The organism is Staphylococcus pseudintermedius (genome assembly GCF_001792775.2).
Classification (GTDB): Bacteria; Bacillota; Bacilli; order Staphylococcales; family Staphylococcaceae; genus Staphylococcus; species Staphylococcus pseudintermedius.
Window position 1 is genome coordinate 139,173 of record NZ_MLGE02000003.1, and the last position, 18,606, is coordinate 157,778.

At 36.2% G+C, this 18,606-nt stretch carries 19 protein-coding genes; 1 reads left to right on the forward strand and 18 read right to left on the reverse strand.

What is annotated here, in order from left to right:
* Positions 1-16: 16 nt before the first annotated feature.
* The 6 genes from BJK46_RS03525 to ccpN all read right to left on the reverse strand — a co-directional run bounded on the left by BJK46_RS03525 (position 17) and on the right by ccpN (position 6,759).
* The gene (locus BJK46_RS03525) at positions 17-1,120 is read right to left on the reverse strand and encodes a Nif3-like dinuclear metal center hexameric protein (protein WP_037542857.1); all 1,104 of its coding nucleotides are present in this window, start codon (positions 1,118-1,120) and stop codon (positions 17-19) included.
* Positions 1,117-1,794 carry a tRNA (adenine(22)-N(1))-methyltransferase gene (locus BJK46_RS03530; RefSeq protein ID WP_014613796.1) on the reverse strand — a complete coding sequence of 226 codons (678 nt, stop codon included), beginning with the start codon at positions 1,792-1,794 and terminating at the stop codon, positions 1,117-1,119. Before BJK46_RS03530 ends, BJK46_RS03525 begins: the two co-directional genes overlap by 4 nt.
* 515 nt (positions 1,795-2,309) lie before the next feature.
* The gene (gene rpoD / locus BJK46_RS03535; protein WP_014613795.1) at positions 2,310-3,419 is read right to left on the reverse strand and encodes an RNA polymerase sigma factor RpoD; all 1,110 of its coding nucleotides are present in this window, start codon (positions 3,417-3,419) and stop codon (positions 2,310-2,312) included.
* A 17-nt stretch (positions 3,420-3,436) separates the two neighbouring features.
* Positions 3,437-5,224 carry a DNA primase gene (gene dnaG / locus BJK46_RS03540; protein WP_014613794.1) on the reverse strand — a complete coding sequence of 596 codons (1,788 nt, stop codon included), beginning with the start codon at positions 5,222-5,224 and terminating at the stop codon, positions 3,437-3,439.
* A gap of 72 nt (positions 5,225-5,296) precedes the next feature.
* Positions 5,297-6,124, reverse strand: coding sequence for a pyruvate, water dikinase regulatory protein (locus tag BJK46_RS03545; RefSeq protein WP_014613793.1), 828 nt, complete (start codon positions 6,122-6,124; stop codon positions 5,297-5,299).
* A gap of 14 nt (positions 6,125-6,138) precedes the next feature.
* A complete protein-coding gene (gene ccpN, locus BJK46_RS03550; RefSeq protein WP_112424779.1) occupies positions 6,139-6,759 on the reverse strand; it encodes a transcriptional regulator CcpN in 621 nt (206 codons plus the stop codon).
* Positions 6,760-7,253: 494 nt separating this feature from the next.
* Between ccpN and BJK46_RS03555 the strand changes: the two genes are divergently transcribed.
* Positions 7,254-8,648: a glycine--tRNA ligase gene (locus tag BJK46_RS03555; RefSeq protein WP_014613791.1), complete on the forward strand. Its 1,395-nt coding sequence runs from the start codon at positions 7,254-7,256 to the stop codon at positions 8,646-8,648.
* Positions 8,649-8,863: 215 nt separating this feature from the next.
* On the opposite strand, the gene recO is transcribed toward BJK46_RS03555, so the two are convergent.
* The 12 genes from recO to mtaB all read right to left on the reverse strand — a co-directional run bounded on the left by recO (position 8,864) and on the right by mtaB (position 18,602).
* Positions 8,864-9,634: a DNA repair protein RecO gene (gene recO, locus BJK46_RS03560; RefSeq protein ID WP_015729246.1), complete on the reverse strand. Its 771-nt coding sequence runs from the start codon at positions 9,632-9,634 to the stop codon at positions 8,864-8,866.
* A 24-nt stretch (positions 9,635-9,658) separates the two neighbouring features.
* Entirely contained in the window at positions 9,659-10,555 is an 897-nt protein-coding gene (era, locus tag BJK46_RS03565; RefSeq protein WP_014613789.1) for a GTPase Era, read from the reverse strand.
* Positions 10,552-10,959: a cytidine deaminase gene (gene cdd, locus BJK46_RS03570; RefSeq protein ID WP_014613788.1), complete on the reverse strand. Its 408-nt coding sequence runs from the start codon at positions 10,957-10,959 to the stop codon at positions 10,552-10,554. Before cdd ends, era begins: the two co-directional genes overlap by 4 nt.
* A gap of 15 nt (positions 10,960-10,974) precedes the next feature.
* A complete protein-coding gene (locus tag BJK46_RS03575) occupies positions 10,975-11,322 on the reverse strand; it encodes a diacylglycerol kinase family protein (protein WP_014613787.1) in 348 nt (115 codons plus the stop codon).
* On the reverse strand, positions 11,322-11,783 hold the full coding sequence (ybeY, locus tag BJK46_RS03580) for an rRNA maturation RNase YbeY (RefSeq protein ID WP_014613786.1): 462 nt from the start codon (positions 11,781-11,783) through the stop codon (positions 11,322-11,324). The genes BJK46_RS03575 and ybeY overlap by 1 nt, the downstream gene beginning before the upstream one ends.
* A gap of 3 nt (positions 11,784-11,786) precedes the next feature.
* Positions 11,787-12,731, reverse strand: a complete 945-nt coding sequence (locus BJK46_RS03585; RefSeq protein WP_014613785.1) for a PhoH family protein — start codon at positions 12,729-12,731, stop codon at positions 11,787-11,789.
* A 350-nt stretch (positions 12,732-13,081) separates the two neighbouring features.
* Positions 13,082-13,696: a hypothetical protein gene (locus tag BJK46_RS03590; RefSeq protein WP_020219764.1), complete on the reverse strand. Its 615-nt coding sequence runs from the start codon at positions 13,694-13,696 to the stop codon at positions 13,082-13,084.
* Between the two features lie 13 nt (positions 13,697-13,709).
* Entirely contained in the window at positions 13,710-14,705 is a 996-nt protein-coding gene (floA, locus tag BJK46_RS03595; RefSeq protein WP_014613783.1) for a flotillin-like protein FloA, read from the reverse strand.
* A gap of 18 nt (positions 14,706-14,723) precedes the next feature.
* On the reverse strand, positions 14,724-15,374 hold the full coding sequence (locus BJK46_RS03600; RefSeq protein WP_014613782.1) for an NfeD family protein: 651 nt from the start codon (positions 15,372-15,374) through the stop codon (positions 14,724-14,726).
* A 384-nt stretch (positions 15,375-15,758) separates the two neighbouring features.
* Positions 15,759-16,562 carry a hypothetical protein gene (locus BJK46_RS12400; RefSeq protein ID WP_242058974.1) on the reverse strand — a complete coding sequence of 268 codons (804 nt, stop codon included), beginning with the start codon at positions 16,560-16,562 and terminating at the stop codon, positions 15,759-15,761.
* 305 nt (positions 16,563-16,867) lie between these two features.
* Positions 16,868-17,044, reverse strand: coding sequence for a 30S ribosomal protein S21 (gene rpsU, locus BJK46_RS03610; RefSeq protein WP_002471046.1), 177 nt, complete (start codon positions 17,042-17,044; stop codon positions 16,868-16,870).
* Between the two features lie 208 nt (positions 17,045-17,252).
* Positions 17,253-18,602, reverse strand: a complete 1,350-nt coding sequence (gene mtaB, locus BJK46_RS03615; RefSeq protein ID WP_015729250.1) for a tRNA (N(6)-L-threonylcarbamoyladenosine(37)-C(2))-methylthiotransferase MtaB — start codon at positions 18,600-18,602, stop codon at positions 17,253-17,255.
* Between the last annotated feature and the right edge of the window lie 4 nt (positions 18,603-18,606).

The window sequence follows — 18,606 nt, forward strand, 5'->3', positions numbered from 1 at the left end:
AAATGAACGTCCTTATCTACATATAATCATAAGGGTCAGTGTGCACGGATGATGCTATCACTGGTATTTGTGTTGATACATCTGCTAACCAATCTTGCAATAGTGATACTAAGCCTTCTTTCATTACATATTCACTATAATGGTTGATGTCTAAAAGATTGATTCCAGCCATTTTAGCATCTAACGCTTCATGATGCTTAATATCTCCTGTGATAAACAAATCTGCACCGCGTTGATGTGCAAGGTTTTCAAAACCAATCCCTGCACCGCCCACGATTGCAACACGTTGAATTGTCGTATCTCGATTACCAATATAGCGCACACTTGGCATCTTGAGCACTTTTTTCACTGATTGAACAAAACTTTCAACTGACTGCGGTTCTGGTAAATCGCCTATCATGCCGAGGCCATACTGACTCATTTTTTTCATCGGTATAAAATCGTATACAGGTGTTTCATATGGGTGATTAGCTTCAATAATTTTTTGAACGCATGTCATTTGACTGCCAGGAATCATAAACTCAATTTTTAATTCATTAACTGTTTCAATATCACCAATTTGTCCAATATGTGGATTCGCTTCTCCCACTGGCTTAAATTGACCCTCTCCTTCAGAATTGAAAAAACAATATTCATAATTGCCCTCAGTCGCCATACCATGGTCAGCTAAAGTATCTTTAAAAGCCTGTGCGTTTTCTTTTGGAATGAACACTTGAACTTTATAATACATCGTTGTTTGTCTATCTAATAGTTCATTATTTTTTAAGCCCAACTTTTTAGCTAGCATCGCATTGACGCCTTTTGGATGGACATCCAAATTCGTATGTAATGCTATCAAATTAATATTGTTTTGAATGAGACGATATAAAATCGAACCGTATCCACCATCTTCTGTAATGTGTTTCACACCTTTAAAAATAAGAGGATGGTGTGCGATAATGGTGTTAATATTTTGGTCTATTGCTTCCTCTACAACATCTAACGTACAATCTAATGCTGTCAAAATGCCGTTAACTACACTTTGTTTATCACCGATGAGTAAACCGACATTATCCCAAGATTCAGCAGTATCAAACGGTACTTCTTGATTTAATGTTGTTAACAATTCATGTAATTTCATTGTGATAACACCTCTTTAATGTCGTTTTCTTGAGCTTCAATTTCATGATAACGATGATGATGCTTATCAGGATCTAATTGCTTCTTAATATCTGCTAGTGCTTCGAGTTCACGCTCCCATTTTTCTACAAACAATGCATTCGGTTCTGGATGAAGATATGGACCAAATTTAAAGTCTCTGTCAGATAATTGCATTTTTCCTGGGTCTGCAACGATAATTTCATAAATATGTGCACGTTCTTTCACCAAAGTTTCTGTTGTAATGCGATAGCCATGTTGTTGTAAAAAGCGGCGAATCGGTTCGCTTTGAATATTGGATTGGAGGACGAGTCTCGGTTGATTCGGTATATATGAAATCCCTTCAGTTAAAATACGCGTGATGAGTGGACCTCCCATACCGCAAATCGTTACAGTATCGGCGCGGTCTGTCGGTTCTAATATTGTTAAGCCGTTGCCTAAACGGACATCAATCTGTTCTTGATAGCCATGTGTCGTTACATTCGTTAATGCAGATTGGTAAGGGCCTTTGATGACTTCTCCAGCAATCGCCCGTTGAATCTTGCCCTTTTGAATGCAATAAATGGGTAGAAATGCATGGTCAGAACCAATATCTGCAAGCACTTCCCCTCGCACGAACTCGCTTACTTTATCCAGTCGTTTATTAATAGGAATCATGATGTTTCTCCTTCATATTGATAATCATAATAAAAAGGGACCGGGATATTGAGTTTTCCCAGTCTCTATCTATTTTATGGACTCAAATCCATTAATAATGATAAAAAAGTCAAAAAAATGTGGATGAATTGGATATTATTGTTTGTCCTCATTCTATAAACTTGTCTTAAGCTGTTGCATTTGATGTAAGTTTGATCAAAAGGCTAAGACGCTTTAGAGATTGCGTGTATGCTGTCTGCCCTCTCAAGGTGCTCGCTTTTAAGAAGTCTAGTCAGCCATGCGGGTCAGTGCGACGAAATCTTTGTTACACATGAGATTTCTGTACTACTCCCAAAATCCACTAACGCCTCATCAAATGTAACAGTTGAATCGAGTGTTAATTCATTGTATGACCGACCACTAGGAACGCGAAACCATGAAGGAAATCAAAAGCCACAATTCATAGGGAGGACAAGTTTAACAAAAAAATGATCAACAGCATCAAAAATTTTTATGCTTCATCTCTTTTAATTGTATTAGTCCATAAAGTCTTTTAAGCGTTTGCTTCGACTTGGATGTCTTAATTTGCGTAATGCTTTAGCTTCGATTTGACGAATTCGTTCACGCGTAACACCGAACACTTTACCTACTTCTTCAAGTGTACGTGTACGACCATCATCTAAACCAAAACGTAAGCGTAATACGTTTTCTTCACGGTCAGTTAATGTATCGAGAACATCTTCTAACTGTTCTTTTAACAATTCGTAAGCCGCATGATCAGAAGGACTTTGTGCTTCTTGGTCTTCAATAAAATCTCCAAGATGGCTATCGTCTTCTTCGCCAATTGGTGTTTCAAGTGACACTGGTTCTTGAGCAATTTTAAGAATTTCTCGAACTTTTTCTGGTGGTAAATCCATTTCTTCACCAATTTCTTCAGGTGCGGGATCACGACCTAAATCTTGCAATAATTGACGTTGAACACGAATCAGTTTGTTAATCGTTTCAACCATGTGTACTGGAATACGAATCGTACGTGCTTGGTCAGCAATCGCACGTGTAATCGCCTGTCGAATCCACCATGTCGCATAAGTAGAAAACTTGAAACCTTTACTAAAATCAAATTTTTCAACTGCTTTGATGAGGCCCATATTACCTTCTTGAATTAAATCTAAAAATAGCATGCCACGACCGACATAACGTTTAGCAATGCTGACAACAAGACGTAAGTTCGCTTCAGCTAACCGTGCTTTCGCTACTTCATCACCTTGTTCAATGCGTTTGGCAAGCTCAATTTCTTCTTGTGCACTTAACAAATCGACACGACCGATCTCTTTTAAATACATACGTACAGGGTCATTAATTTTAACGCCTGGAGGTGCACTTAGATCATTGGGGTTCAATTTATCATCTGTATCAGAACTGTCTTTTTCATTAATAAGTTGAATGTCATTGTCGTTAATCATGTCGAAAAATTCGTCCATTTGATCAGAATCCATATCAAAATTTTGTAATTTATCTGCTACCTCTTCATGACTTAGATGACCTTCTTTTTTACCTTTTTCTATAAGTTGTTTTTTTACATCTTCTAATGTGAGTGTCGGATCGATGGTTTCTTTTTTGATTACTTTTACCTGGTTATCTGACATAAAAAGGCCTCCCAAAATTATTCTTGACTCTTCAATCTAGCTCTATTTTTGTTAACAATCATCTCTAAAAAGTATTTTTGAGATGCAATATCTCCTACACGTGTCGCTTCTCGCAATTTTTCGTGGAGTGATTCAATCGATTCAGAATAGCGATGTTCAGTCATCACTTGAATATAGTCAGCGATCTCGTTTTCATACGGTTCCCGGTTAAGTGGATAATCCCATAAATATATCAACACTTCTTTTAATATGTCGTGATCTATATATGTGACAAATTCGCTCATCGTAAACGAATCAAATTTTGAATAAAATTCTCGTAAGGTAATAAATATACGTTTAAAATATTCATTTGTAAAGTCTGTTTCATCAATATCTTGATAAAAACTTAAAAATACTTCTTTATCCATAATGAAATGCTTTAAAATTGCACGTTCAGCTTTTTCATATTTATTATGTTGCATCCACTGCGTCGTTTGTATCGGAATAGGTCCGGCTTGTTCAAAATGTTGTTGTGGGTGAACACTTTCTACTTCCTTATTTAGACTATCAGCGCTCACTTTAAACAATTCTGAAGCATTTTGTACGACTTTATTTCTTAAAATATGAGATGAAATCAACGCAGCATCTTCAACAAACATGTGATAGTACTTTTCATATGCTAAATCATTGTTTTGAATCTCATGCTGATGTTGTTGAAGTTTGAAGCTAACAAATGCCTTTTTCTCGGTATTCACAAAACTATTAAACTTCTCCGCACCGTATTTCATAATATATTCATCTGGATCCATTTTTGACGGTAATTGTACGACATAAACGTTAAACTGTTGTTGTAAAAGTTGTTGTCCTGTTTTCATTGTCGCTTCGATACCCGCAAAGTCCCCATCAAACATTAACGTGACGTGACTACAGAGCTTCTTTAAAAATGTGATATGTTCATTAGAAAGCTGTGTGCCCATACTTGCTACCACATTTTTCAAACCTGCATCATCTGCTTTAATCACATCCATAAAACCTTCAAGAAGAATGACTTCATCTTTTTGACGAATACTTTTGCGTGCTTCAGACAAGTTGTATAACAGTTTGCGCTTTTGGAAAATAGGTGATTCTGGACTATTCAAGTACTTCGGTTCTTGCTCTGTGTACGTTCGACCAGAATAGCCTACGATACGTCCTTGTGCATTAGCAAGTGGGAAAATAATACGATTCCGGAAGCGATCGTAGTAATTAAAATCTGTGTCATTACGGGACAAAATGCCAGCCTCATAGCCTAGCTGTAAATCATAACCTTTCTTTTCCATGAAATCCGTAGCAAAATGGGATGAATCAGGTGCAAAGCCAATTTTACGCGCATCAATCATATCATCTGTAAAGCCACGTTCATATAAATAATTTAAAGCTTGTTCACCTTCAACAGTTTTTTTCAACAAATAATGATAATATGACAATATCTCTTCATGCATTTGAATCATCTTTAAATCATCAGAAGCGATATGCATATCATCATTTGTTTCCTCAATATCAACCTTTATATTGACACGTTCGCCGAGATGTTGGACAGCTTCTGTAAAGGATATATTTTCAATTTCTTGAATAAACTGAAAGACATTGCCTCCCTTTTTACACCCAAAGCAATGACAAATTTGCTTATCTTCAGAAACAGTGAACGATGGGGTCTTCTCATCATGAAAAGGACACAAACCGATATAATTGCGCCCTCTTTTTTCAAGCTTTACATATTCACTTACAATGTCGAGTATATCAGACTGCTGCTTAATTTCTTCAATCGTATTTTGTGGTATTCTCATGTCATCACCTTGTATCACCATTCATCTCTATGTTATAGGTACAATTTACACATAGTTGTAACATTATACAACTTATTCGCTCGTAAAGGAATGATTATGCTCAATAATTTGAATAATGTTATTCGCCGTCTCTTCAATTGCTTTATTTGAAACATCGAGTACTGGGCAACCAATACGTTCGACGATTTGATTGAAATACGCTAACTCTTCAGCGATACGTTGGTCAGTTGCATAACGTGCTGAATCTGATAAGCCAAGTTGTTTTAATCTCTCTTTTCGAATAGCATTTAATTTATCGGAACTAATTTTGAGCGCTACACATTTTTTCGGGTCCACTTCAAATAATGATTCCGGCGGTGTCACTTCAGGGACAATCGGGACATTCATCACTTTATAACGTTTATGCGCTAAATATTGTGAGATAGGCGTCTTTGATGTACGAGAGATACCGATAAGCACAATGTCCGCTTTAGGCAACCCTTTTGGATCTTTACAATCGTCGTATTTCACTGCAAATTCCATTGCTTCAATTTTTTTAAAGTAATCCTCATCTAATTTATGCACGACACCCGGCTCATTCAATGGTTTTTTGTGAAATGTATCTTCCATTACATTGAGCATTGGTCCCATGACATCAACGGATTTGAGGCCATATTTGTCGATATTTTCTTGAATATGCGCTCTAATATCTGGTTTCACGAGTGTATAGATAATAATAGATTCTACTTCTCTAGCAACCGCTATGACTTCATCTATATTTTCTTTCGTTTCAATATAAGGATAGCGAAGAATATGATTTGAACAATCGCTATAATTAAATTGAGACATACACGCTTTTGCGACTAACTCAGCTGTTTCTCCCACTGAGTCTGAAGCAATAATGATTTTTACATTCGTCATAGATTATCCTCCTACTAATCGAACAACGATACAAATAATTTCGTAATCGTTGTTTTGGAGATACGGCCAGTGACTTCAAATTTGCCGTTATCTTTTTCTCTTACAATAGGTATTGAGTCGATTTCTTTATGAATCATCTGTCTCGCAGCATAAAGTACGAGGTCATTTTCTTTAAGTAATACAATATTCGGCATACGTGTCATAATGATATTAACAGGCATCGAATGAATATCTTGTCCTGCCATCGACGCTCTAAGCAAATATTTTCTTGAACATACGCCGACAAGTTCATTATCTTCATTAACGATAAATAATGTTCCTACATCTTCAATAAAAATTGAACAAATCGCTTCATAAACGGTAACATTACTTTTTAAAATGACGGGCTGGGATTGGTAATCTTTAACAACATATTTTTTAAATTTTTCGGTCAAAAGTTGCGAGCTCGATTTTCCTGAATAAAAATAACCGACGCGTGGTCTTGCCTCTAAAAATCCTGCCATTGTTAAAATAGCAAGGTCTGGGCGTAATGTTGCACGTGTTAAATTCAGTTGTTCCGCAATTTTTTCTCCAGTAATAGGTCCATCAGACTTTACAATTTCAACAATGTGTTCCTGTCTTGAATTGAGTTCTATCTGAGTCTCTGTCTATTTAAAACCGACAAATAAGCGGTTATGCTAATTAAATAGCAGAAGTGCCCCCTTTTTACATATTAGCACTATATTTTTTACATTTCGTATCATCATTTGTTACTCGAATTGACTCCTTTCTGATGCGCATCTATGTTCATCATCGAAAAAACAATAAATATGTCACATCGCAAGGAATAATCATGTGGCGTAAATCAATGCATCTTTTTATTGAATACAATTTCCATTATAACTTGTTATGGATTATCAGACAATTATGTTTTTCCTTGCCTTTCCTTTTCGTATAATTTAAAATTAAAAATAAAGCGAGTTAAGGACGGTGAAAGCTTAACACTTTGATTTGGCGTAACGATTCAATTTAAATAAAAGTGAGTGGCTACACTAATTTGGGTGGAACCGCGGATTATTCTAATAATTCGTCCCAAGGCAAAGTTAATTCTTTGGCTTGGGATTTTTTTAATTTTTAAGGAGTGTAAAATATGGAAAAGAAAAACATGGATACGATTGTACAACTGGCTAAGCATAGAGGGTTTGTTTTCCCAGGTAGTGAAATTTATGGTGGCTTAGCAAACACTTGGGATTACGGTCCTCTAGGTGTTGAGCTTAAAAACAACGTTAAAAAAGCATGGTGGAAAAAGTTTATTACACAGTCCCCTTATAACGTTGGTTTAGATGCTGCTATTTTAATGAACCCTAAAACTTGGGAAGCTTCAGGTCACTTAGGTAACTTTAACGATCCGATGATTGATAATAAAGACAGTAAAATTCGTTATCGCGCGGACAAGTTAATTGAAGATTATATGGCTAACGTGAAAGGTGACGAAAACTTTATAGCGGACGGTTTAAGTTTTGATGAAATGAAACGTATTATTGATGAAGAAGGCATTACGTGTCCTGTTAGTGGTACTGCAAACTGGACAGACATCCGTCAATTCAACTTAATGTTCAAAACATTCCAAGGTGTAACTGAAGATTCTACAAACGAAATTTTCTTACGTCCAGAAACTGCACAAGGTATTTTCGTTAACTATAAAAATGTTCAACGTTCAATGCGTAAAAAATTGCCATTTGGTATTGGTCAAATCGGTAAATCATTCCGTAATGAGATCACACCAGGTAACTTCATTTTCCGTACACGTGAATTCGAACAAATGGAACTTGAATTCTTCTGTAAACCAGGAACTGAAATTGAATGGCAAAACTATTGGAAAGATTTTGCGGCAAATTGGCTTGAAAGTTTAGGGTTGGCTAAAGAAAATACGCGTTTACGTGACCACGATGAAGATGAATTATCACATTACTCAAACGCGACAACTGATATCGAATACCGCTTCCCATTTGGTTGGGGCGAACTATGGGGTATCGCGAGTCGTACAGATTTTGACTTAAAAAAACATAGCGAACATTCTGGTGAAGACTTCAGCTATCACGATCCTGAAACAAATGAAAAATATATTCCTTATTGTATCGAGCCTTCATTAGGTGCAGACCGTGTGACATTAGCATTTTTATGTGATGCCTATGATGAAGAAGGGGTTGAAGGAAACAAAGATGCACGTACTGTTCTTCACTTCCACCCTGCTATCGCGCCGTATAAAGCTGCTGTATTACCGCTAAGTAAAAAATTGTCTGCAGATGCGATTAAAGTTTACGAACAATTGAGTGAAGACTTTGTAGTAGACTTTGACGAATCTCAATCTATTGGTAAACGTTACCGTCGTCAAGACGAAATCGGAACGCCATACTGTATTACATTTGACTTTGATTCATTAGAAGATCAACAAGTGACTGTACGTGACCGTGACACAATGGAACAAGTCCGTATGCCAATTAGCGAACTTAATGCATTCTTAGCTGAAAAAGTTAAATTCTAATTAATATCGAATAAAAAACCTCGTCCAATGATGCGAACTATCGGGCGAGGTTTTTGATATGAATGACAAATTTGAGAAATAACGGTTTAATCTTTAATTTGGGTAGACCATTAAGTTTTCCTACCCTCTATCTACTATGTTTATATCTATAGTTAAAAATCAATTGAAAACTGAAGATGATGATGACAAAATTTTTTATCTCTCCCCTCAACATATCAATCATCAGTGCTATCCGTGACCTTTAGTCGATTCAATTGATTAATCAACCGTTGACTTTTAAAATACATCCCTGCATATTCTTTATATAACAATAAGATGAACTTAGACATTTCTTCAACAATTGCATCTTGAATACGCAATGCATTGATTTTGTCTAACGGTAAATCTTTTAAAACATACGTTAAATAAATGGTTTTATTTGATAGAGGTAATGCATGTGGATCGCGATGTGTGACTTCTGTTGCAATAATACCATCAAATTTAAAACTAAAATGCGTCAACTTTGCAGGATTGGTCTCACCTGTCATGACGCATTTCGATAAATCTACATCAAAGCCAAAACGAGGCATACATTTTAACATCACAATATTTGCAATCAGTTGTGGTGATACACCTTGTTGAAAACGATCAAAAGCGAAATCCAACAATCGATACATTGTTGGATTGATTTCATCGGTTTCCATCGCACGATCAATCGTTTCCAAACATAAACTGGCATAACTGTGCGCATAAATGTCTTGGCGAAGTTCATAATTAAGATTGAGGACGTCAACGGAAGTGAGCGTCCCCATCCCTTTCCACTGATTATAAATAAACAAACCTTGTACAAAAATTTGAGTTGTAGCTTGGAGACCGGATTTAATCTTTTTAGCACGGCGGACCATGAGCGGCACTTTTGCCCCATGTTCATTTAAGATAGTAATGATTTTGTCAGACTCACCATAATCGACTGCTTTTATAATGATGCCTTTTTGTTTAACGAGCACTTCATCACCACCTCTAATTAACGATTATTCATCTTCTACATAGCCCATTTGCTTAATAAAGCTTGATTTGTTACGCCAATCTTTTTGAACTTTCACCCATAAATCTAAATAAACTTTAGAACCTAGCAAATGTTCAATATCCAAACGCGCGCGCTTACCTACTTCTTTCAGTTTTTTACCGCCTTTACCAATAACGATGCCTTTTTGTGAGTCACGTTCCACATATATGACCGCTTCAATATGCACCCGATCTTCGGATTCCTGAGTCATACGTTCAACGTTGACACCAATAGCATGTGGAATTTCCTCACTAGTCGTTTGTAAAATCTTTTCACGAATGAGCTCACTCACTACAAATTGTTCAGGATGATCTGAAATTTGGCCATCAGGATAGTATTGCGGGCCTTCTGGTAAATAGGATTTAAGTACATTGATGAAATGGTCGACGTTATGTCCTTCTAAAGCAGAGATAGGGATAATTTCTGCAAAATCCATATAACGTTGATATTGTTCGATTCTTGGCATTAAAGCATCTGGATGAACTAAATCGATTTTGTTCAGCACTAAAAAGACAGGTGTTTTAACCGTTTTTAACATTTCCATAATGTATTCATCTCCGCGACCAATTTCTTCATTAACATTGACCATAAACATGACCGCATCAATTTCAGAAAGTGTGTTTTTAGCAACTTTCATCATATAGTCACCTAATTTATGTTTTGGTTTATGAATACCAGGTGTATCTAGAAAGACGATTTGTGCGTCTTGTTGTGTCATCACACCTTGAATTTTATTACGCGTTGTTTGCGCTTTATCCGACATAATCGCGATTTTGTGACCAATAACACGATTGACAAACGTTGATTTCCCTACATTCGGGCGTCCAATAATGGTCACAAATCCTGACTTATATTCACTCATAAATTTAAATCCTTTCCTGAAAATCCATATGGTAATAGTTCGGCTACTGTTGCTTCACGCATTTCACCCGTTTGGTTCGTCATATACACTGGCATATCGTCATCACAAAGCTCATGAATTACTTGTCGACAAGGTCCACATGGTGATGCAAGTTCTGGACTGTCTACTGTGATAGTGATTGATTCAAAATCTCCTGGTTTGTATCCTTGCGAGATTGCCGCCACTAATGCGGAACGTTCTGCACAAATACATGAGGGATACGCGGCATTTTCAACGTTGGCGCCATGGAAAGTTTGTCCATCTTTAGTGACTAAGTATGCGCCAACTTTAAATTGACTGTATGGCGCATAAGCTTTTTGTTGTGCTTTTCTAACCTCTGTGTAATGTTTATCTGTATAGCCCATGTTTATCTTCTCCTCTTAAAAAAATGAAACGAATTTCGGTATAAAAATGATGCAACCTACAATAAATGCAAAGAGTGATGCAAGTAAGACACTAAATGCTGCCACGTCTTTAGCATGTTTTGCGAAAATGTGAAAATCTTGCGTCGCCAAATCGACAACATATTCTATTGCAGTATTGATAGCTTCCGTAATAATGACAAGAAATATCGCTAAAATGATGAAGAGCCATTCTATTGTACTTAATGGCAGTGCCCATCCTAAAATGAGTATTAAGAATGCTATGATAAGATGATATAAAAAGTTTCGATCTTTAATTAAAATCGTTCGGCACCCTTGAAAGGCATATTTAAAACGGTTGAACATTAGTCTCTCGTCAATCCAAATTGATTTAAAATGTCTTTTTGGCGCCCAAACATGACCTTTTCGTCTTCTTCTGTCATATGATCATAGCCTAACAAATGTAAAAAGCCATGAAGTGCTAAAAAGCCGAGTTCACGTTCAAAAGAATGTCCGTATTGTTCTGCCTGTTCCGCTGCGACATCCGTACAAATAATGATGTCTCCTAACACGCGGGGGACATCCATACCTTCAAAAATGTCTTCCTCTTCTTCAAAGGCAAACGAAATGACATCTGTGACTTTATCCTTTTGACGGTAATCACGATTAATCTCTTGAATCTCAGCTTTATCTACAAAAGTGACAGAAAGTTCGGCGTCTTCATCAATGCCCTCTTCATTTTTAGCGAATTCTAACACATCTCGAATCTGTGTGTACCAGTCATCTTTCACTTGATCGGTATGGTCACTAAAATCAATTGTAAACATCAATTAGTCCTCCTCATATCTACTGATGATTTGACCTACTAGCGGATGACGGACCACATCAGCTTGGTCTAAATGTTGAATCGCGAGCCCTTTAATATTTTTTAAGCGTTGTTCAGCTTCAATCAGACCACTTTTAACACCACGAGGTAAATCGATCTGTGTTTTATCTCCAGTGACAACCATTTTAGAACCGAATCCAAGTCGCGTTAAAAACATTTTCATCTGTGCATGTGTCGTATTTTGCGCTTCGTCTAAAATGACAAACGCATCTTCTAACGTTCTACCACGCATGTAGGCAAGTGGTGCAATTTCGATGACGCCACGTTCAATGAGCCGTGCCGTTTGTTCCGTCCCTAAAACGGTATTTAAACCATCATATAGCGGACGTAAATATGGATCCACCTTCTCTTTTAAGTCACCTGGTAGAAAGCCAAGTGATTCCCCCGCTTCTACGGCTGGACGTGTTAAGACAAGACGTTTCACTTGTCCTGCACGTAACGCTTTTGCAGCAAAAACGACGGCTAAAAATGTTTTACCTGTTCCAGCAGGCCCAATTCCGAACACTAAATCATTATTTTTCATTGCATGGATATACATCCGTTGTCCCATCGTTTTAGCTCGAATCGTTTTGCCGAATGCGTCTTTAGTAATCTCCTCTTCGTACAAATCAATGAGATGCTCAATTTGTCCGTTTTTAGCCATTTTAATTGCAGCTTGCACATCTTTAACAGTAATAGATGCCCCTTGCTCGATGACTTTCAATAAGTTGATTAGCACAGATTCAGCTTCTGTTACAGCGCTGACCTTTTCGCCCTTAACTGCAACTTCTTGTCCTCTGGCATGAATGACAACATCAAATGCTTCTTCAATAAGTTGAATATGTTCATCATTGTTTCCTAATAAAGCTTGTGCTTGGTTGATGTCGTCGATCTGAATCAATTCCGGCATAAAGTAACTCCTTTGCTCATATTGTTTATTATCAATGTATCAAATTGTCATGTATGATGCGTTTTATATTTTTGCGACTGCTACATACTTATTATAGCACGTTTACGCCGTTTGTTACTTGTTATTCACATTCAATTCATATGTTGAAAGATAACTTGTCAGCATTTTTATAGGGAATCTATTTTAACATTTTAAAGGTTGAAAAGCTATGTACATTTTTCATTGAAGAGATACCGTGCTTCATGAAATATTTCTACATTTATTTAATAATTAAAGAGCAAAACAAATGAGGCAAGCGACAATCTCAGCTGCTCTACTGAAATCATTTCTTGCCTCATCTTAAGAGAGTTTTATAACTGCTTTGGTCGGTTTAAAACTTCTGACCAAATGAGCCCATTCACGACCTCATTATTAGAAAATGTTAAATCGCCTTGTTGGATAGCAGTTGTATTGTTTTCTTCCAACAATTGCTTTAATTTAAATTGCTTTGTACGATGCGATAAATAATCATCTTGAATGATATTTTTGGCGCGTCTTTCAATGTGTGCAATTCGCTTTTGTCTTTCTTTATCAAGTTGTTGATCGAGTTCACGCATATGTTGATCCAACATTTGTTGCATTTCTATAGCCTGCTTTTGATTTTCTTGCGTTTTTGGCTTTGTCGCTTCAGCTTGTTTTTCGAATTGAGTAGGTTCAGGTCTTACCGTCTTTTTACGTTTCAGTTGTTGTGCTGGTTGTGGCTGAGACGGTTCGTTTGGTTCATCAAAATCTGAAAGTTCTCTTTCAAACTCTTCAAGCTTTTGTTGGACATTCTCTAGGAAACCGCCACTTTTTTGAGGTGCTGTTTCCTTTTTGTTGTTTTGAGGTTTGTTTTGTTTTTGGCGTTTCTCATGACTTTTATCACTAACTGCACTAAATAAAGAAATAGCAATGGTGATAATAAATATAATCGTTCCAATGCTCATCTAATCACCTCAATTACTGTTCAGGTGTTGAGTTATTGTTTTGAGTGCTTTTATTAATGGCTTCTCTCATCCCTGTATCTGCTTCAATATTTTTTAGATTATAATAATCTTTTACACCGATATTACCAGAACGCAATGCTTCTGCTAATGCTAGAGGTACTTGTGCCTCTGCTTCGACTACTTTAGCATGCATTTCTTGTACACGTGCCTTCATTTCTTGCTCTTGTGCAACGGCCATCGCACGACGCTCTTCCGCTTTGGCTTGTGCAATGTTTTTATCTGCAATGGCTTGTTCAGTTTGTAAGTCGGCACCAATGTTTTTACTAATATCTACGTCAGCAATATCAATAGATAAAATTTCAAAGGCTGTTCCTGAATCTAAACCTTTACTTAAAACAGTTTTAGAAATGTTATCAGGGTTTTCTAAAACTTGTGTATGGTGTTCACTAGAACCAATTGTTGAGACAATCCCTTCACCTACACGGGCAATAATCGTATCTTCACCCGCACCACCGACTAAGCGTGAAATGTTTGCACGTACAGTAATACGCGCTTTTGCCTTTACTTCAATCCCGTTCATCGCAACACCCGCAATAAATGGTGTTTCAATGACTTTAGGGTTGACTGACATTTGTACAGCTTCTAATACGTCACGACCTGCTAAATCGATAGCTGCACCACGTTCGAACGGTAAATTAATATCCGCACGTTGCGCCGCGATATTCGCATCAACAACACGATCCACGTTCCCACCTGCTAAATAGTGAGACTCAAGTTGGTTTGTTGTTAAATGTAAACCTGCTTTATGCGCTTTAATGAGTGGGCCAATGACTTTACGCGGTGACACACGACGTAAACGCATCCCTACTAATGTACCAATTCCTACTTTTACACCAGCAGCTAATGCAGAAATCCATAAGCCGACTGGGACAAACGAAAATAAAATTAATAACGCAACAATTATTAATACGGCAATAACAATGAAAGTAATTAATCCACTTGTTAACATGACATTCGCTCCTTATATTTAAATTTCTCTTACAACGACACGTGTACCCTCAACCTCAATGATTGCAACTTTCATGTCTTTACTAATAAAAGAACCTTCAGAAACAGCATCAATACGCTCGTTGTTCAAAATAATAATACCTGAAGGACGTAAATCAGTATAACTCACTGCAATTTCGCCAACGAGATGAGAGCGATCATTATGAGATGTGTAGCCAGATTCTTTACTCGTTGAATCTTTTAATACTACTTTGTCAAATATCGCTATACTTTTTTTGAAAAATTTCACTAAAACCACCCACTCGATTAATGTCAAAATTGATGCAAACACGACATTAAATAACATCATTGATAAATTATCACCAAGCGTAACAAAGCTTATAATAATAAGTGTAATGCCAATAATACCTAACACTGCACCAAATACAAACAATTCAACCAAAAGTAAGAGCACACCAATAACAAACAACATCAATGTAATCAATGTAAAACTACCTTGGATGATAAAACCTAAAAATAAAAACAATAAGGCAAAAAGCGCTATAATTCCAGAAAAATTAATTCTCCGTGAATAAAGTTGATACAAACATCCAAGAAAAACAATACAAATTAAAATAAGAGAAAGCATTTGAGAAGTTAAAATCTCTCCTAGTTGATTGAAAAAAAGCAATTGGCATTCCTCCAGTGTCAAGGCTCATATATAAAGCATTATACACATTTAACTCTCCTCTATGTAGTATACATTAAAAAAGTGTATTCTAATAGAATTTCATACAAAAACCTTTCAGTAAAGTATTGATATATCCAAATGTAGTAGAATGAATTTTCAAATATTTATTGTTAATATAAGTCTAGTTTAAACACATCCACTAGTAGACGTAAGCAGTATGTAATCAATATAGTATCAGATATGTTAGGTAAAACGAAGCAAAGCCACATCATGTCATAAAAGGACAAGATGTGGCGATATTTAATAATTAATTAAACATAATAATCACGATAACTCTAAATTTACACGCTTAATAAAATAACACATATAGTATATGCTATCAAATTAGTTAATCATGTCATATGCTGAAAAAATGTTCTCGTTGTGTGTACGGCTCGTTGCTTTTGTTGATTGTGTTGCTGTTTTAGGTTGTGCTTGTTTTAATGCTTCTTCATTGATCATATCGTATTGTGAAAAAACGTTCTCGTTGTGTGTACGGCTCGTTGCTTTTGTTGGTTGTGTTGCTGTTTTAGGTTGTGCTTGTTTTAATGCTTCTTCATTAATCATATCGTATTGTGAAAAAACGTTCTCGTTGTGTGTACGGCTCGTTGCTTTTGTTGGTTGTGTTGCTGTTTTAGGTTGTGCTTGTTTTAACGCTTCTTCATTAATCATATCGTATTGTGAAAAAATGTTCTCGTTGTGTGTACGGCTCGTTGCTTTTGTTGATTGTGTTGTTGTTTTAGGTTGTGCTTGTTTTAACGCTTCTTCATTGATCATATCGTATTGTGAAAAAACGTTCTCGTTGTGTGTACGGCTCGTTGCTTTTGTTGGTTGTGTTGCTGTTTTAGGTTGTGCTTGTTTTAACGCTTCTTCATTGATCATATCGTATTGTGAAAAAATGTTTTCATTGTGTGTACGGCTCGTTGCTTTTGTTGATTGTGTTGCTGTTTTAGGTTGTGCTTGTTTTAACGCTTCTTCATTGATCATATCGTATTGTGAAAAAACGTTCTCATTGTGAACATAGTTAACTCCATCAAAATCATTTGATTGTGTTTCCGGTGTTCCTTCTGCTGCATAAGCTTGAGACCCCGCTAAGCCGACTAATCCTAGTGAAATAGAAAGTGCTGAAACTTTAAAAATATTTTTCATTTTCTAATTACCTCCTACTCTTGATATAAAAAGTATACCAATAAATGGATAAATTGTAAATCATGATGCTTTGAAAAACAAACAATTTCATAAGCATAATAATTATTTATCTGTCTATATATTGCTAGATAATTTTATAGTTCATACAAAAAGGAGATCAAGCAACACTTTTTGCCTAATCTCTGTATTTTACACTTCAAACCTATTTGAAAATAGCAAAATAAAACAACACACTCTCTTATTAGTGAGAGTGTGTTGCAATATATCATTATTTGAATGTTGAGGGAGTTCAACACATTGAATGATTATCTGAACTTACGTTTACGCGCAGCTTCAGATTTCTTTTTGCGTTTTACGCTTGGTTTTTCATAAAATTCGCGTTTGCGAACTTCTTGAATTGTACCGCTTTTTGAAACTGAGCGTTTAAAACGACGTAAAGCATCTTCTAATGATTCGTTTTTGCGGACTACTGTTTTAGACATCTGTATTTCCCTCCCTCCAAATATCAAAAAAACTTTTATTCATCATTTACACAGTAAGTAACCATGTAATGAATAGTATAAATTAAATCTTTTTCTCGGTCAATCTTCAAATTTACATTTTTTTACAGAATATGAATCTTTTTTACGTGATAATAAAAAATGTAAATAAAAGCAAACAATTTACTCGAGTAGTATGTTAAATTATGGGCTAATTTAACACCTTTTCATTTTCTGAAGCATTCGTCGCATGTTCAACGACACGTAGTAATGTCCCTTGATTGATTGGATAACCGGCTTGTGTCACTTTCACTTTGCAAATTTGTCCAATAAGAGATTCGTCACCTACAAATTCAACTTTCATATAGTTATCTGCATAGCCAACGAGTAAGCCGTCTTGAGAACCTTTTTCTTCCGGAATTACTTCTAATACATCATTTTCAAATTTTGAAGCATAAGTTTTAGCAAGTTGATTGCTCAATTCAATCAATTTATGGACACGTTCATTTTTAATTTCTTCATCAATTTGATCATCCATACGTGCAGCAGGTGTACCAATTCGTGGTGAATATGGAAAGACGTGTAATTCAGAAAAATGATGGTTAACGATAAAATCATACGTTTCTTGAAATTCTGCTTCAGTCTCACCTGGGAAACCAACAATAACATCGCTTGTAACGGCTAAACCAGGTAACGCAGCGTGTAATTTTTGAATACGTTCAGAAAAATGAGCCATTGAATATTTACGGCGCATACGTTTGAGCACACTGTCTGAGCCCGATTGAAGTGGAATGTGTAAATGACGTACTACTTTTTGTGACTGTTGCAATACTTCAATCACTTCATCCGTTAATTGGCTCGCTTCGATTGAAGAAATACGAATACGTTCTAAGCCATCAACTGTTTCTAAATCTCTTAACAATTGTGCTAGGTTGTAGTCTTTCAAGTCTTGACCGTAGCCCCCAGTATGAATACCAGTGAGCACAATTTCTTTATACCCTGAGTTAACGAGTTGTGTCGCTTGTTCAATTACCTTTTTTGGGTCTCTTGAACGCATTAAACCACGTGCCCATGGAATAATACAGAACGTACAAAAGTTATTACAACCTTCTTGAATTTTAAGAGATGCACGTGTTCGATCTGTAAAATATGGGACATCTAACTCTTCGTATGTACGATTTTTCATAATATTGCTTACACCGTTAATCGGTTGACGTTCATCTTGATACGTATCGATGTAATCTAATAATTTATGACGATCTTGAGTACCGACAACAATATCGACACCAGGAATTTCCATAATTTCAGCTGATGACGTTTGTGCATAACATCCTGTCACACATATAACCGCATCAGGATTTTGTCGAATCGCACGTCGAATAATTTGGCGACTCTTTTTATCACCTGTATTTGTTACTGTACATGTATTAATCACGAATACGTCCGCATTTTGTTCAAAATCCACACGGTTATATTCTGCATCTTTAAATAACTGCCAAATTGCTTCAGTTTCATAATGGTTTACTTTACACCCTAATGTATGAAAGGCAACTGTAGACATAGAT